This window comes from Corynebacterium sp. HMSC072A04 (genome assembly GCF_001809235.1).
Taxonomy (GTDB): Bacteria; Actinomycetota; Actinomycetes; order Mycobacteriales; family Mycobacteriaceae; genus Corynebacterium; species Corynebacterium hiratae.
The window spans coordinates 27193-41073 of sequence record NZ_KV796777.1 but is presented as its reverse complement, the minus strand read 5'-3'; the positions used below and the strand labels follow the sequence as shown (position 1 = coordinate 41073).

The window sequence follows — 13881 nt, the reverse complement described above, 5'->3', positions numbered from 1 at the left end:
TTCATCACCTAACCGTGAGCCAAGTCAGGTAGTCATAAAAGAAATTCTCCCACCAACCGCAGGGGGCTGTGGGAGAATTCGTGCAAACTATATGGCTTCGTTACCGTTGCGCCAGCGAACCATCGACGCGCAGGAGGCCCGAGCCGTCGTTGCCCACGAGCTTGAGCTGGTCAATGATCTCGGACACGGTGGACTCCTCCTCAACCTGCTCCTCGAGGAACCAGTTGATGAGGCCACGGGAATCGAGGTCCCCAGCGGCATCCGCAGTACGGGCGATCTCCCGAATCTGCTCCGAAACCTTCTGCTCATGCGCGAGGGAGGCCTCAAAGGCATCGAGCGGGGTGGCGGCCTTGACGGAGCCGACCTGGATATCCTCCAGCTCGACGCGGTAGCCGCGGTCCAGCAGGTGCTCAGCAAATTTCTGTGCGTGCTCGCGCTCTTCCTCTGCCTGCTTGAAGAACCAATCGCGCATGCCCGGGAAGGACAGGTTGTCCATCTCGTAGGCCAGCTGGGTGTAAATCAGGGCTGCGCCGTGCTCGTTGATGACCTGCTCGTTAAGGAGGGTTTGCAGCTTCTCGTCCATGAAAGTGATTCCTTTCGTCTGTTTGGTGTTACCCACAATACAGAAAAAATTCGGGCACGCTAGCAAGGCGATCTTAAGCAAACTCGCACGTCATAACACTTTTTCTGATAGGTTTACCTAACTCAAACCGGAAATCCTCTGGTAGCGCGCGAGGCTAACGCCATCGAGGCCGCGGAATTCCACCGCTATGCCACGGCTTGCGTACTTGTTCTCCACGGACTCGAGTACCGCGACGGTCGAGGCATCCCAAATATCGGCCTCCGAGAAATCCACGATGATTTTGTCCACCGGCAGGGTGTAATCGAAGGCGTAGACCAAGTCGTTCGAAGAGGCGAAGAAGAGCTGGCCGCGCACGGTGTAGACGTTGCCCTCCAGCTCCACCGACACCAGGTGCGCCACGCGGCGTGCAAAGGCTATCGAGGCGGTCAGGACGCCGAGGATCACACCGACCGCCAGGTTATTTGTCACCAGGGTGCCAATCACCGTCACGAGCATGACGAGGGTTTCGCTCAACGGCATGCGGTGAATCGTGCGCACCGAGTGCCAATCCACGGTGTGGAAAGACACCATGAACATGACCGCCACGAGCGCGGCCATGGGGATTTTTCCTACGGTATCGCCCAACACGAGGATGAGGATGAGGAGGAAGACGCCGGCGAGGAACGTCGACAAGCGCGTGCGCGCCTGGGATTCCTTGACGTTAATCATGGTCTGGCCGATCATTGCGCACACGCCCATGCCGCCGATGGCCGCGGCGAGCATGTTGCCGATGCCCTGGCCCACGGATTCGCGCGTCTTATCGGAGTGGGTATCCGTGAGGTCGTCGACAAGCTTGGCGGTCAGCAGGGATTCCATAAGGCCGACGAGTGCAACGCCCAATGCATAGGGAAGGCAGAGGAGAATAGTCTCCTTCGTCCAAGGTAAGTCCGGAATAACAAAACCGGGCAGGGAGGTCGGCAGCTCGCCTTGGTCCGCGACGTTGGGAACCTGCCAGCCGAAAATCACAGTGAGTGCGCTAACCACGATAATCGCGACGAGCGGGGCGGGGATCACCGTGGTAATCCGCGGCCACACCACCATGATGACGAGGCCTAGCGCGACAAGGGGGTAGACCAGCCACGGCACCTGCCACAGGTGGCTCAGCTGCGCCGTGAACATGAGGATGCCCAGGGCGTTGACAAACCCCAGCATGACGCTGCGGGGGATGAAACGCATGAGCTTGGCGACGCCCAGCACTGCCATCACTACTTGGAGAATTCCCGCCATCCAGATGGTCAGCAGCACGTACTGCAGGCCATGCTCGTGGGCAAGTGGTGCGATCACCACGGCGACAGAGCCAGCTGCAGCAGAGATCATGGCCGGGCGCCCGCCGGTGATGGCGATGGACATCGCCATGATGACGGAGGCGAAGAGCCCCACCTTGGGGTCGAGTCCGGCGAGGATGGAGAAACTTAAAACTTCCGGGATGAGGGCGAGCGCAACAGCAAGCCCGCCAAACACCTCCTTGCGGAAGCGGGCGGGCGAGCTAAAGGCCGCGCGGAAAGACCCGGCTGCGTGCTCCGACACTAGTGGCCGTCTTTGAAAGAGCCGTCGCGGGTGATGACTGGCAGGACGGACCATGCGAAGTTGATCCACTGATCGGTCTTCTTCCACGAGAAGTCCGGCTCAAAGATGGTGGTCGGCTTCGTGTAGATCACCGCGGACTTGACCTCGGACGCGGTCTGCTCGAGCAGGTTGACCACGAGGTCGAGGGTCTTGCCGGAATCCGCCACGTCATCAACGACGAGGACCTTCTTGCCCTTGAGCGAATCAGTGTCCAGCTGCGGGTTAAGGAGAATCGGCTCCGGGAGGGTCTCACCGATATCGGTGTAGAACTCCACGTTGATAGCACCCATCTCCTTGACCCCGATGGCGTAGCCAATAGCGCCGGCTGGGATCAATCCACCGCGGGCCACGCCCACGATAAGGTCGGGGAACCAACCCGAATCCACGATTTCTTGGGACAGGGAGCGACTGGCCTCACCGAAGACCTCCCACGTCAGGTTCTCGCGTTCCGGGTTCCACCACTCCGGGGTGCTCATCGTCTAGGTCTCCTTCGCCAGATTGTGCATTTCCCTCAGTCTAATCATCAACCTCAGCGAAACGGTACCTCTCCTACCGTTCGGCGCAATTTGCGGGTGCGCAGCCGCTCCGGATTTTCCGCCAAAGCCTCCACCGCGCGCACCGCGCACATCACGTGTGCCTCCTTCGAATTGGAATAAAAGGCCTGCGCTTGGGCGGGAAGCTTGGGCACGGCATGCAGAGGGAGATCGGAGACCGACAGCAGCGTGCCATAAGGGATGCGGTAGCGGTAGCCGTTGGCGGCGAGGGTGCAGGATTCCATATCTACTGCCACCGCGGTGGAGTGGCGCAGCCACTCCCACAGATCACGGGAGGTGCGCCATTCCCAGTTGCGATCATCGGTGGAGAGCACCGTGCCGGTGCGCATGAGCGAATTGTCTTTTCCATAGACCTCGTCGACGGCGGCCTCCAGCATGCGCTGGATCTCCGGGATGGCGGGAATCGGGTTGCTGGTGGTGACGGTGCCGTCGAGGATGTGGTCTTCGCGCTGATAAGCATTGCCCAGGATGAGGTCACCGATGCGCATGCGGCCATCAAGCCCTGCGCAGTGGCCGATCATGATCCAGGCCTCCGGGCGCAGGACTGCCAAGCAGTCCGTGATGGTTTTGGCATTGGAGGGGCCGACACCGATGTTGATCATCGTGATGCCATCGCCGCCGGCGGTGATGAGATCAAAACGTGGCATCTGGTAGCGGGAGGTGAGGGTGAGCTCGTCGACGTCGAGAAGCACCGCGTCATTGGGGTGGATGGTCTCCCCCGTGGGCAGCACGAGCGCGGTGTAGCGGGAGTCTTCCCGCGCCAATTCGCGCAGCCCGAACTTGACGAACTCGGTGGTGTGCATGGCGTAGTTGGTGAACAGGATGTACTTCTGCACGGTGTCCACCTCGATGCCGGTGTAGTGCTCGATGCGGGCGCAGGCAATGTCGAAGCGCTGCGCACCAAAATGGAACAGTGGTTTTTCCTTGCCGTGGAAAGCCTTCCAAGCGCCGTCCACGATTCCGTCATGCACCGCATCGAGGGTGGGCCGGGGGATGTCGCCACGGTCCTGGGGAATCTGTGTAATCCCCCGAATATATTCCGGCGGGATGCGCTCATCCGATTGACCGACGTAGAGATCGCACAGGTAGTTGTTGGTGAGCCGCGTGAGCTGCTCTGTCAGGTAATCACGAATCAGCCATGGTTTGGATATCACCGCCGAGTAGCGGCCCTCTTGGTCCACGTAACCGAAGGGCTCGGAGCGGTCGATGGGCGTCCACTGGCGTACATGCACGGTGATCTTTGGGTACACCACGTGGCGGTAGGCATCGTGGTCCCCTGAGGCCAATGCTTCACGTGCCAGCGCACAGGAACTGTCATAGAGCTCGCAGAGACGAGCAACCGCTTCGTTGACGGAGTGGACATGCTGCAGGTCGGTCATGCCCGCGAGTGTATCCATGAAAGAAGCCCGCCGCGGTGAAGCGGCGGGCCCTATCCCCATGACTAATCCGGTAACGCGTACGGTGTGGAGCTCACCGCCGTTCCGTATTAGGCAAGCCTTAGCTTAGTACGAAAGTTGGATAGGGGTCAAGAGTAAACTGAAATTTCATGACCCCACTCCCCCTCGGTGCCCGCAGACGCCCACGCGGCGTCTACGAAGACGACTGGTCCGCGCGCCCTACCGCCGAACGCCCCTGGCCGGTTGTCTTGATCCACGGAACCTGCGACAGCAAGGGGATATGGCAGGTTCTCGCAGACATGCTCCGCGCCGCTGGCTGGGCCACCTTCGCCCCTGACTACGGGACCCGCGCCACTGGCCCCCTGCAGGAATCCGCTCGGCAGCTCGACGCCTACATCAACGCCGTCCGCACCGTCACCGGCGCGGAGCAGGTGATTCTCGTGGGCCACTCCCAGGGTGGATTATTGGCTCGGTACTGGATGCGCATGCACGATAGCGCGGAGTTTGTACGGCACGTGGTGTGTATCAGCTCTCCCAATCACGGCACGACCCAGGGTGGAATCGCCAGCCCCCTCTTTCGCAGCGAGAGGCAGGAGGAGGTGGCGCGCTCGCTTATCGACGGCTGGTTTGGCCCCGCCGGCATGCAGCAGGTCACCGGCAGCGAGATTGTTGAGGCCACGAACCGCGGCAGCGAGGTCGAACCCGGGGTGAGCTATACGTGCATCGCCACGCGCGCCGACGCCATCGTGGTTCCACCAAACACCTGTTTCCTCAATGGCCCGAATGTCCACAACGTCTATATCCAGGACATCGAGCGCCTTGCGATTATTCGCCACGAGGATATGCCCATGGATAAACGGGTATGCCAGTTTGTCCTCGAGGAACTGGAGCGGCTCTAGAGCTCCAGCTCGTCGAGAACCGCATCGAAAGCCGGCCCCACCTGGGTCCGCCACAGTGTGTCCACGCGGTCATCCGCGCGCCCTGGCCCTCCATTGATGGTGGCCACGCGCTTGCCCTGTTTCTTTGCCTCCAGAACGAAGCGGAAGCCGCTCATCACCGCCAGCGACGAGCCGGCTACCAGCAGGGAGTCAGACGCGTTGACCATCGCGTAGGCGGCGTCCTTTTTAAAAGTCGGAACGGGCTCGCCGAAATAGACCACGTCTGGTTTGAGGCGCTGTGAGCCGCACCGCACGCAGCCGGGCATGACAAATTCTTCGACCGCTTCTTGGCTGAGGGCAACGTCGCCGTCAGGGTTAACGTCCTCTTTGTTGACTGCCCAGCGTTGCAGGTAAGTCGGGTTGGCTGTGGCGGCGCGGGCGTCGTAGTCCGCGCGTGGTTCTTCGTACCCGCAACTCAAGCACACCACGTGCTGCATGTCCCCGTGCAGGGCAATGAGGTTGCGCTGCCCGGCTTCCTCGTGCAGGCCGTCCACGTTCTGTGTGACGACACCCGTGAGGAGCCCGGCGCGCTCGAGTTCGACCAACGCGTAGTGCGTGCGGTTGGGGTGTGCAGCTTGCATGACCCGCCAGCCGACGAAAGCACGCGCCCAATAGCGGTGCGAGGCCTGCGGATCGTGCAGGAACTCCTGGTAGGTCATGGGGCGGTGCCGGCTGAGGGAACCGCGCGGGCCGCGGTAGTCGGGCACGCCCGATTCCGTGGATACGCCCGCGCCGGTGAGGACCATGACGTTGCCGCGGCGCAGTTGATCGGTGACGGCGTCCAGTGCTTGTTGTGGGGGAGTCGGCTCAGCGATCTCGGCGACGACCCGGGAGATGGAGCGCAACGCGGACTGGTGAGCGTGGGCAACGGCGGGATCCATGGTGCCCCAGCTTACGGGAGAGCCTCCTCGTAGAGATGATCTGAGTCGAGCTCGCCATGGCGCGAACAGCGCGCGTTCCAGCCATCCGGGCGCACCTGCACCACCATGCGGCGCCCACACAGCTGGCAATAGCGCGGGACGTCCAGGCCCGCCGCGGCCGCCGGGTGCAAGGTGAATTCCTCGCTTAGTGGTTTCCCCGTGTTGGGGTGGAACAGCGGCTCATCGCCGGCAAGGACGGCGGCGGCCAACTCCGTCGAGCTGTTCATCAGAGCGCCTTGATGGGCAGATCGATGCGGCCGAGCATGTCGACGTCCTTTTCAATCTGCTTGCCCAGAGTGGTCAGGTAGTTGCCGGCGATGATGGCGTTGATGCCGCCGAGCAGCCCCTTTTCGGTTCCGTCATCACCCAGGGAGAGCTCGCGGCCGCCCGCAAAACGGAGGGTTACAGACGGCATGGCCAGGCGGAATGCGGCCACTGCGCGCAGTGCCTCACCGAGCGGGACCAACGGGTAGTTCGCGAATGGTGTGCCCGGGCGCGGGTCGAGGAAGTTCATCGGCACCTCGCAGGGCTCGATCTGGGCCAGCTGGTAGGCGAACTCGGCGCGGTCTTCTAGTGATTCGCCCATTCCGATGATGCCGCCGGAGCAGATCTCCATGCCGACTGCACGGACGTTCTCGAGGGTCTCTTTGCGCTCCTCCCAGGTGTGGGTCGTGACGACGTTGGGGAAGAAGGACTTGGAGGTCTCCAGGTTGTGGTTGTAGCGCTGGGCGCCCATGTCCTTGAGGCGCTGGGCCTGCTCGCGGGTGAGGGTTCCCAGGGATAGGGAGATTTCGATATCAACTTCATCGAGGATGGCCGGGATGGCCTCGGCAACCTGGGACAGGAGGTTCTCGTCTGGGGCCTTAACGGCCGCCACAATGCAGAACTCCGTGGCGCCGGTCTTGGCGGTCTTCTTGGCGGCCTCCACCAGCTCCGGGATGTTGAGGCGCGCGGCACGCACGGGGGACTCGAAAAGGCCCGACTGCGAGCAGAAGTGGCAGTCCTCCGGGCAGCCGCCGGTCTTGATGGAGATGATGCCTTCCACGGAGACGTCCGGGCCGCACCACTTGAGGCGGGTTTGATGCGCGATGTCCGCAATCTCTTCCAGCTGCTCATCCGGGATCTGAAGGACCTGCAGCAGCTCTTCTTCGTTCAGGCCGATGCCCTGCTCCAGGGCCTTCTCGCGTGCGATATCTACGATGCTCATGCGGGAAACCTTACTTGAACACCGTTCAAGTTGTGGTAAATCCGCGTGTTTTGTTCGGTCCGGACTAACCTCTAGGCCATGGAATCCACGCTCTACGACGACACCCTCGCACTACTTCAGGAGCTTATTCGCAATGCCTGCGTGAATGACCTCACGCCTGACTCCGGCAACGAGGTCCGCAACGCGGATACTCTGGAGAAGTTCTTCAACGGTACCCCGGTGGAGATTCAACGCTATGAATCGCACCCAGGCCGCGTGACCATCGTGGTGACCGTTCCGGGTGACCCGGACAAGGAGCCGCTGACGCTCATGGGCCACACGGATGTCGTGCCCGTCGACGAGCCCAAGTGGACCAAGCCGCCCTTCGACGCCGTCATCGAAGATGGCAAGCTCTACGGCCGCGGCGCGGTGGACATGCTCTTTATTACGGCGACGATGGCGGCGGTGGTCAGGGACGTCGCCAAGCGCGGCAATCCCGGCGGCACCCTGGCCTTTGTCGGCATGGCGGACGAGGAGGCCCGCGGCGGTTTGGGATCCATCTGGATGGACAAGCACCACCCGGAGGCCTACTCGGTGCGCAACTGCCTCTCGGAGACCGGCGGTAGCCACCTGCCCGGCGCGCTCGGCTTCAACGTCGGTGAGAAGGGCGCGGGCCAGCGCCGCCTGCACGTGCACGGCGATGCCGGCCACGGCTCGACGCCCTTTGGCAAGGACTTTGCCATCGTCAAGATCGGTGAGGTCGCTCGCCGCATCGCCGCTGCCGAGCCGCCCGTGGCCACGGATGAGGTGTGGCAGGGATTCGTCAAGACCTTCCGCTTCGACCCCGCAACGGAGGCAGCGCTTCTCGACGGCTCCGCTACCGCCGCAGATTATGAGAAATTCGGTAATTTATCTGCCTACGCCCACGCCTTCTCGCACACGACGATTGCCCAAACCGTCCTGCGCGCTGGTGGTGCCATCAACGTGCTGCCCTCCCACGCCTATCTAGAGATGGACATCCGCCCCTTCCCCGGCCAGACCCAGGAGGAGCTTGATGATTTCCTACGCGAAGCACTCGGCGATATGGCCGCGGAGGTAGAGATCGAGCACCTTATTACCGAGGACGCCACGCAATCCTCCACCGATACTGAGCTGTGGCGCTGCATCGAGGAGACCGCCCACGAATTTTTTCCGGATAAGGAAGTACTGCCGGTGCTGGCGACGGGTGGTTCCGACCTACGCGTGGCGCGCCGCCACGGCGGCAACGCCTATGGTTTTGCGCTGCATGCCGAAGATCGGGACATGGCCAGCGCGAACTCGCAGCTGCACAGCCACGATGAGCACCTTTACCTGGAAGACTTGGAGCTGACCGTGAAGGCGTATTCTTCGCTGGTCGATCGTTTCCTGAGCCGCTAACGCAAACGTGTAAAAGCTGTGGCACAATGTGGCGCATGAGAAAAAAGCTTGTCCTGTGCTCCGTTGCTGCCGCCATCGGCCTGTCCGCTCCTACCGCCTCCGCCGACATGGTGGATGACTACCTGGCCAAGGTCCCGGCCGGCCAGATCTCCTGCGAGCAGGCCACCAAGTACTACACCAACCCGTCCGACTACAACAGCAAGAAGTCCCAGGCGCTCGCTGCCGCTAACTTCCACCCGCGCGGCGGCGAGATCCGCGACGCCGTCGCCCGCGCCGACGAGGCCATCGCTCGCTGCGGCCTGAACGGCGGCGGTGGCAACGCTGCTAACAATGGTGGTGCCCCAGCCAACAACACTGCCCCAGCTAACAACACCGCGCCTACCAACAACGGTGGTACCCCAGCCAATAACGGCAATAAGGCCCCGACAAACAACGCTTTTCCGACGATTCCGGTGACCTTCGGAACCTTCACCATCTACGTCCCGGATATCGTGGCGTACCTCAAGACCCTCGTCGAGGGCACCCCGCTGGCCCAGCTTTTGCCGTAGAAGGCTAGCGGAAATACGTCCCCGCGTGCAGCGCACAGCCGGTATTGAAGGCATGCCCGCACGCGGGGCACTTGTTCGCAACGACGTCGACAAGCGTGTGCCAGTGGCGGCACCGGCCCTCCGCGTCAATCGCTCCGTGGATCATGGCCACGACTCTAACAGCCGCGCCATCGCCCGGTAGGCCGGCGTGATGTCCATGCGCAAGCGGTTCTCCAGCAATTCCGCAGGGAAATCGGCGGGGAGAAGCTGTGCGGGGAAAGGCGGGGTACGGCGCAGCGCCGCGAAGGCGGCGGCGTGGCGGCGCGTGGTTTCGACGACGATGCCAACGTCATCGGTGGGCAAAGGGGGAACGTCGCCCAGCGCGCTAATACGGGCAGCACTGTCCTCGAGGTCCCACGCGGTGGCGATAACGTCGCGGGCAGTGTCCTCATCCACGGACCAGGTGCCGATAAAGGTTTTCTGCGCCCCCTCCCCCGGCGCGTGGGCGCCCACCAGGACTCCAGGCCGCAACTGCCGGAAACCGCTGGCATGGGCGGCGCGCAGGAGGGCATCTCTTTCCGCGCGGCGATCCTCGCCGATATCGAAGATCACCGTGTGAAACGCCCCTTCCCACTGGAAGTCGCGCGGCGAACCTAGGTGACGAAACTCCGCAAGGTAGTCACCCACCATGGAATACACGGAACAACGCCCCACTCGGCGCGAGGATAGGTCGCCCGCGCGCACCATACGGGATAGATACGTGCGCGCACCGGCCGGCGACAGACCCAGCCCAGTGAGGATCGGTGTCAGCACAGGCCCGGGGAGCTCCTCGCGGCGGGCCAACCCACAGAGGTATCCAAAAGTTCCTGGTCCAACGTCAGCCATGCCCCAACCCTAGGGTTTTTATGTGTCAGAAACAAACCGATTCGTATGTTTTGTGGCACACTATGTGGCATGAGTCTCAATCCACGCCTGCTCAACTTCCTCATCCTCGGCGTCTTCGACGTCGGCCTGGCCATCCTGCTCTTCCAGATCGTCGATTCCGCAACCAACAACCACGTCTATGCCTACCTGGCCGCTAGCATCGGCCCCCTTATCGGCGGCATCATCCAGCATGTGCGCCAGAAGTCTTTTTCTGGGATTTCTGCGTTGATCCTTGCCTTCAACGTTGCTGCAGCGTTGGCCACGCTGGTCGGTGGCACCGATGAGCGCCTCCTGCTGGTTAAGGGCAGCGTTGTTACCGGCATTATTGGCTTGCTCTTCCTCGGCAGCTTGGCCCTTGGAAAGCCCCTTGCCTTCTACTTTGGCCAGCGCTTTGGCACCGACGGCACAAAGGAAGGCGTCGCCTACTGGAACGGATTGTGGAAATACCCGACCTTCCGCGCCTCCCAGCGCTACATCACCATCGTGTGGGGCGTCGTATTCCTGCTCGAAGCCATCATCCGCGTCGTCGCCGCCTATTCCCTCCCCTTCACCACCGCCTACTGGCTGTCGAATGCGTTGCCCTTCGTGGCCCTCGCTATCTGCTTGACAGCCACCTTCGCCATTGCTGCACGCGCCCGCAAGTCCGCGCCGACCCCGGCCTAGCGCATGAGCCCCCACAGAATCTGCTCGTGCACGCGCGGATCATGGGGCAGCTGCCCGTGCTCGACGGGGGAAGATTCCACGTTGGCCACATCCGCGCCCGGAACAGCGCTCAACTCAGAGGTCTGATTCGGCGTCACAGTGCTATCCGCCGGCGAGTAGATGGAGGTATAGGTGACGCCGGGCGCGGTGTCCGGCAACTGGTTGAGATTCTCCATGAACTCCGAGCCCTCCAACTGTTGAATGCCGGCGCTGGTACCCACGAATTTGACCACGCTGGGGGCGATTTTGGCTGCCGTGCTTAGCGACGTTGCCCTGCCGCCCCACGTCGTCCCGTGAAAATTTGCGCCAATGGTGACCACGCGGTTCACTTCTTCGGGCGAACCGTAGAGCTGGGTGAAAGTCTTGGTGTGCAGGCCGCCCTGGGAGAAGCCCACGAGGTTTACTTTGTTTGCTCCGGTGACCTCCCGGATGTGCTCTATCTGCCTGGCTATTTCGCGCCCAGAGGACTCTAGATCCGCAATCCCCTTCAGGTAGTCATAAGCGTTCTGGTAGGCCACGTCCTCGGCGCCATAATCGAAGGCCCACACGCACATGCCCAGGTCCTTGAGCTTTGGGATGAGGTCGTTCCACTCGGCCGAGTTAGCCGAGGTTCCGTGCAGCAAAACGACCGGCTCGGTGACAGGACCCGTGGGCTGGCAGTCGGGATCGTTGATGCCGAGACCCTCCGCAGCGGAGGTCTCCATGGTTTGAGCATGGGCCGGAACGGGGGCCGCAGTGGCGAGGAGAATAGCGAGGAAGGCACGCTGCAGGAAGCCGTTTTTCATAAGGAGACAGCTTAGCGCCGATCCCTGAGCGTCTGCTGTACGGTTCCTGTATGCCTAACGACCTACCAGGAGGAAAGGCTGCTCAAGCTGCTGGAGCGCTTGGATTCTTTCTTTTGGGTCTGGGCGTGTTTCTTTGCTTCCTCGAATGCTGCGGGCGAGTCGAAGTCATCGTAGCTATCCATCAGCGCCCGCAGAGACTGCAGATTCGGATAGATTTCGCTGTGCCACATGTGGCGGCGCGTGCCATCGGTGCACTCCTCGTTTTCTTCACCGCCGGTGTGCACCGCGAAGATCATGGTGTCCTGGTAGAGCGGCGCGCCGGAATCTCCGTTGCACGTGCGCGAAGCAAACATGGAGCGCGATTGGATGAGATTATCGAAATCATAGCCTTGGATCTCCCCAGCGACCCCAGTCTCTTCGACGCGGACCACGGCCTCGGAGGCAAAATTGTGCATCCCCCCGTAGCCCACGAGGAAGAGCGAGTCATTGACGCGCAGTGGCCGCGAGGGCAACTCGAAGGCCTCCGCGTCCATGGGTTCCGCTTTCAGCAGGGCGACGTCCGACTTCTCTGCTACCGGGGTGGAGGCGAGCACCTTGGCACTGTCACCATCCGCCTGCGTGAGACGCAGGTCGCGGCCCAAGCAGTGTGAAGCAGTAAGCCACCAATCATTGCCGATGTACCCCGCGGAGCACTCGCGTTTGCCGTTTCGCCACAGCGCCGCGACGCGATCATCGCTGGCTGCAACCGTGCTCGTTGCCTGTAGAACCCCGGGGACGTTCGCAGAAGTGGGGGCGCCAAACAGGGAGGACGTCACTGTCACGATGATGGAGAGCAAGGAAGCGAGAATACCAGGGAACACAAGGCGTAACTCTATCAGTGAAATCGCATGCGTGCTCACCGCACACCACGGCATATCATTAGGACCTGTGATGAAGCGATTTCTCTCTCTTGCCGCTGCACTCTTCTTTCTCAGCGGCTGTTCCCTCGACCTCGAACCTTCCACGAATACCTCGACGAGTAGCAGTGGGCCGTCGACAAGCACAGCCAGCACCACTGCCGAAACAGCAGACGAGGGCCCACAGCCCACCCTCCCCGCTACCGAGGAAAACGTCGAAGGCGTCAACATAGATCAACCACAAGAGGAAGTCATCGGCTTCACCGAGGCTCCCGGCGCGGCGCAGCCTTCTCCGATGGAGAAAACCATCGCATCTTGTGGAGACCCTTCGCTGCACGAAACCGGAACGACATTCTTCAGCGATGGAACCTCTGGCTGGACGCAACAGTGCTCGGACGAGATGCTGGCTGCGAATCCTCCAGTTCAAGAAGCCGCCGCGGTGTATGAAGCACCCGCCGTGCAGGAGAACTACGTTCATCCCGGCGCGTATTGCAGCGGCGGAAGCGGCGTATCAAAGAGAGGTGTCCCGATGACATGCGCACCCGCTTCTGATGGCAGGATGCGCTGGCAAAGCGCGTAACCTCATTCCGGCAGTTGAGGGCCTTTACCCTTCTTCCACAACGCAAAGGCGATGCCTCTGCGAATCAGTGCTGAAAGCCCCACGGGTAGGCAGCACAGGAAGGGCAAAGCGATGAGCATCTGCTCGATCCAGCCGAAGAGACCAACCGCCCCGATAACGACGAAAACGGCATCCAGGCGGAAATCTGTAATGACCTTCCGCTGCATGGGCAGGGAAACAAGGTAAGCAATTCCCAGAAACACGAGTGCGGGAAGAAGCACAAAGACTGCAAGGAAGCCACTCTCAGCATCAGTTCCTTGCGTATCGACGAAAAAGAGGGCCACCAGCAGCCCAACAAGCACGAACTCCACAAACGGTAACCGCAGCACAGGGAAATCTATAAGCCGCGGTGGCAGGGCGGAAGCGGGGCCGAACATACCGACAGTCTAGGTAAAATCATTTCCGCGTGGGCTTCGCCAAAGCTTTTAAGCCTTGCGGAGCGTGAACTCAACGACGTCGACTTCGTCGTCCTCAGCTAATCCGGGATAGTGAGTATCAAGCGCTTCATGAAGCTCAGCAAGAGAGCCAAAGCCATCTCTTCGGGCTTGTTCCTCCGTCAAGGACCTCCGCTGGGTAGAAACAACTGACGTGACCGCTGCGGGAATGGTGACGACCTCTCCGGATTCTTTCTCAAAGACAATCTGGGCGCTTCCTTCATGGAAGGGATCATCCACCCGAATGGTTTGTTGCTTTTCTCCGCTTCGAATTGATTCCTCGTAACCTTCCCACATATAGATGCGTTGCTCTTTGTCCATGTCACGCCAGTTATATGCGAACGGTAAGAGCTCTTCCACAGTGAGTGCTTCAAGTCCATTGCTTCCGCGCACGA

Annotated in this window: 18 protein-coding genes; 5 read left to right on the top strand and 13 right to left on the bottom strand. The window is 61.4% G+C overall.

Translation table 11 applies throughout. The features are described 5' to 3' along the window. Positions 1-100 precede the first annotated feature (100 nt). The 4 genes from HMPREF2565_RS05110 to amn all read right to left on the bottom strand — a co-directional run bounded on the left by HMPREF2565_RS05110 (position 101) and on the right by amn (position 4121). Positions 101-583 (bottom strand): ferritin, encoded by a 483-nt coding sequence (locus tag HMPREF2565_RS05110; protein WP_071406958.1) that lies wholly within the window; start codon positions 581-583, stop codon positions 101-103. A 117-nt stretch (positions 584-700) separates the two neighbouring features. Continuing rightward, positions 701-2149 carry a SulP family inorganic anion transporter gene (locus HMPREF2565_RS05105; RefSeq protein WP_049156692.1) on the bottom strand — a complete coding sequence of 483 codons (1449 nt, stop codon included), beginning with the start codon at positions 2147-2149 and terminating at the stop codon, positions 701-703. Then, on the bottom strand, positions 2149-2664 hold the full coding sequence (locus tag HMPREF2565_RS05100; RefSeq protein WP_049156689.1) for a phosphoribosyltransferase: 516 nt from the start codon (positions 2662-2664) through the stop codon (positions 2149-2151). Before HMPREF2565_RS05100 ends, HMPREF2565_RS05105 begins: the two co-directional genes overlap by 1 nt. 53 nt (positions 2665-2717) lie before the next feature. Beyond that, a complete protein-coding gene (gene amn / locus HMPREF2565_RS05095; RefSeq protein WP_049156686.1) occupies positions 2718-4121 on the bottom strand; it encodes an AMP nucleosidase in 1404 nt (467 codons plus the stop codon). A gap of 167 nt (positions 4122-4288) precedes the next feature. On the opposite strand from amn, the gene HMPREF2565_RS05090 reads away from it, so the two are divergent. Further along, the gene (locus HMPREF2565_RS05090; protein WP_049156683.1) at positions 4289-5038 is read left to right on the top strand and encodes an esterase/lipase family protein; all 750 of its coding nucleotides are present in this window, start codon (positions 4289-4291) and stop codon (positions 5036-5038) included. Here HMPREF2565_RS05090 and HMPREF2565_RS05085 read toward each other — a convergent pair. Genes HMPREF2565_RS05085 through bioB form a run of 3 tightly spaced genes read right to left on the bottom strand, consistent with a single transcriptional unit; the run spans position 5035 to position 7204 of the window. Further along, on the bottom strand, positions 5035-5958 hold the full coding sequence (locus HMPREF2565_RS05085) for a Sir2 family NAD-dependent protein deacetylase (protein ID WP_049156682.1): 924 nt from the start codon (positions 5956-5958) through the stop codon (positions 5035-5037). The two genes, HMPREF2565_RS05090 and HMPREF2565_RS05085, sit on opposite strands and share 4 nt — an antisense overlap. A gap of 11 nt (positions 5959-5969) precedes the next feature. After that, on the bottom strand, positions 5970-6224 hold the full coding sequence (locus tag HMPREF2565_RS05080) for a biotin synthase auxiliary protein BsaP (RefSeq protein ID WP_046648628.1): 255 nt from the start codon (positions 6222-6224) through the stop codon (positions 5970-5972). Then, positions 6224-7204, bottom strand: coding sequence for a biotin synthase BioB (gene bioB, locus HMPREF2565_RS05075; protein ID WP_046648630.1), 981 nt, complete (start codon positions 7202-7204; stop codon positions 6224-6226). Before bioB ends, HMPREF2565_RS05080 begins: the two co-directional genes overlap by 1 nt. 78 nt (positions 7205-7282) lie before the next feature. Between bioB and HMPREF2565_RS05070 the strand changes: the two genes are divergently transcribed. Then, the gene (locus HMPREF2565_RS05070; protein ID WP_071406957.1) at positions 7283-8599 is read left to right on the top strand and encodes a M20/M25/M40 family metallo-hydrolase; all 1317 of its coding nucleotides are present in this window, start codon (positions 7283-7285) and stop codon (positions 8597-8599) included. A 35-nt stretch (positions 8600-8634) separates the two neighbouring features. Beyond that, positions 8635-9147, top strand: a complete 513-nt coding sequence (locus HMPREF2565_RS05065; protein ID WP_369816116.1) for a hypothetical protein — start codon at positions 8635-8637, stop codon at positions 9145-9147. A 4-nt stretch (positions 9148-9151) separates the two neighbouring features. On the opposite strand, the gene HMPREF2565_RS13905 is transcribed toward HMPREF2565_RS05065, so the two are convergent. Next, positions 9152-9292 (bottom strand): hypothetical protein, encoded by a 141-nt coding sequence (locus HMPREF2565_RS13905; RefSeq protein WP_168162654.1) that lies wholly within the window; start codon positions 9290-9292, stop codon positions 9152-9154. Then, positions 9289-10011: a hypothetical protein gene (locus tag HMPREF2565_RS05060; RefSeq protein ID WP_084738714.1), complete on the bottom strand. Its 723-nt coding sequence runs from the start codon at positions 10009-10011 to the stop codon at positions 9289-9291. Before HMPREF2565_RS05060 ends, HMPREF2565_RS13905 begins: the two co-directional genes overlap by 4 nt. Before the next feature lie 69 nt (positions 10012-10080). Here HMPREF2565_RS05060 and HMPREF2565_RS05055 point away from each other — a divergent pair, with 69 nt between their 5' ends. Beyond that, entirely contained in the window at positions 10081-10713 is a 633-nt protein-coding gene (locus tag HMPREF2565_RS05055; protein ID WP_049156671.1) for a VC0807 family protein, read from the top strand. Here HMPREF2565_RS05055 and HMPREF2565_RS05050 read toward each other — a convergent pair. Both HMPREF2565_RS05050 and HMPREF2565_RS05045 read right to left on the bottom strand, forming a co-directional pair. Next, the gene (locus HMPREF2565_RS05050; protein WP_049156667.1) at positions 10710-11537 is read right to left on the bottom strand and encodes an esterase/lipase family protein; all 828 of its coding nucleotides are present in this window, start codon (positions 11535-11537) and stop codon (positions 10710-10712) included. The two genes, HMPREF2565_RS05055 and HMPREF2565_RS05050, sit on opposite strands and share 4 nt — an antisense overlap. A 62-nt stretch (positions 11538-11599) precedes the next feature. Continuing rightward, positions 11600-12397 carry a trypsin-like serine protease gene (locus HMPREF2565_RS05045; RefSeq protein ID WP_070517055.1) on the bottom strand — a complete coding sequence of 266 codons (798 nt, stop codon included), beginning with the start codon at positions 12395-12397 and terminating at the stop codon, positions 11600-11602. A gap of 70 nt (positions 12398-12467) precedes the next feature. Here HMPREF2565_RS05045 and HMPREF2565_RS05040 point away from each other — a divergent pair, with 70 nt between their 5' ends. Next, positions 12468-13013: a membrane lipoprotein lipid attachment site-containing protein gene (locus HMPREF2565_RS05040; RefSeq protein ID WP_070512815.1), complete on the top strand. Its 546-nt coding sequence runs from the start codon at positions 12468-12470 to the stop codon at positions 13011-13013. A 2-nt stretch (positions 13014-13015) separates the two neighbouring features. Here the strand turns inward: HMPREF2565_RS05040 and HMPREF2565_RS05035 are convergent, their stop codons facing one another. Both HMPREF2565_RS05035 and HMPREF2565_RS05030 read right to left on the bottom strand, forming a co-directional pair. Next, complete coding sequence (locus tag HMPREF2565_RS05035; protein WP_070512818.1) at positions 13016-13429, bottom strand: hypothetical protein; 414 nt, start codon at positions 13427-13429, stop codon at positions 13016-13018. Between the two features lie 48 nt (positions 13430-13477). Beyond that, a complete protein-coding gene (locus tag HMPREF2565_RS05030) occupies positions 13478-13879 on the bottom strand; it encodes an ASCH domain-containing protein (RefSeq protein WP_071406955.1) in 402 nt (133 codons plus the stop codon). Between the last annotated feature and the right edge of the window lie 2 nt (positions 13880-13881).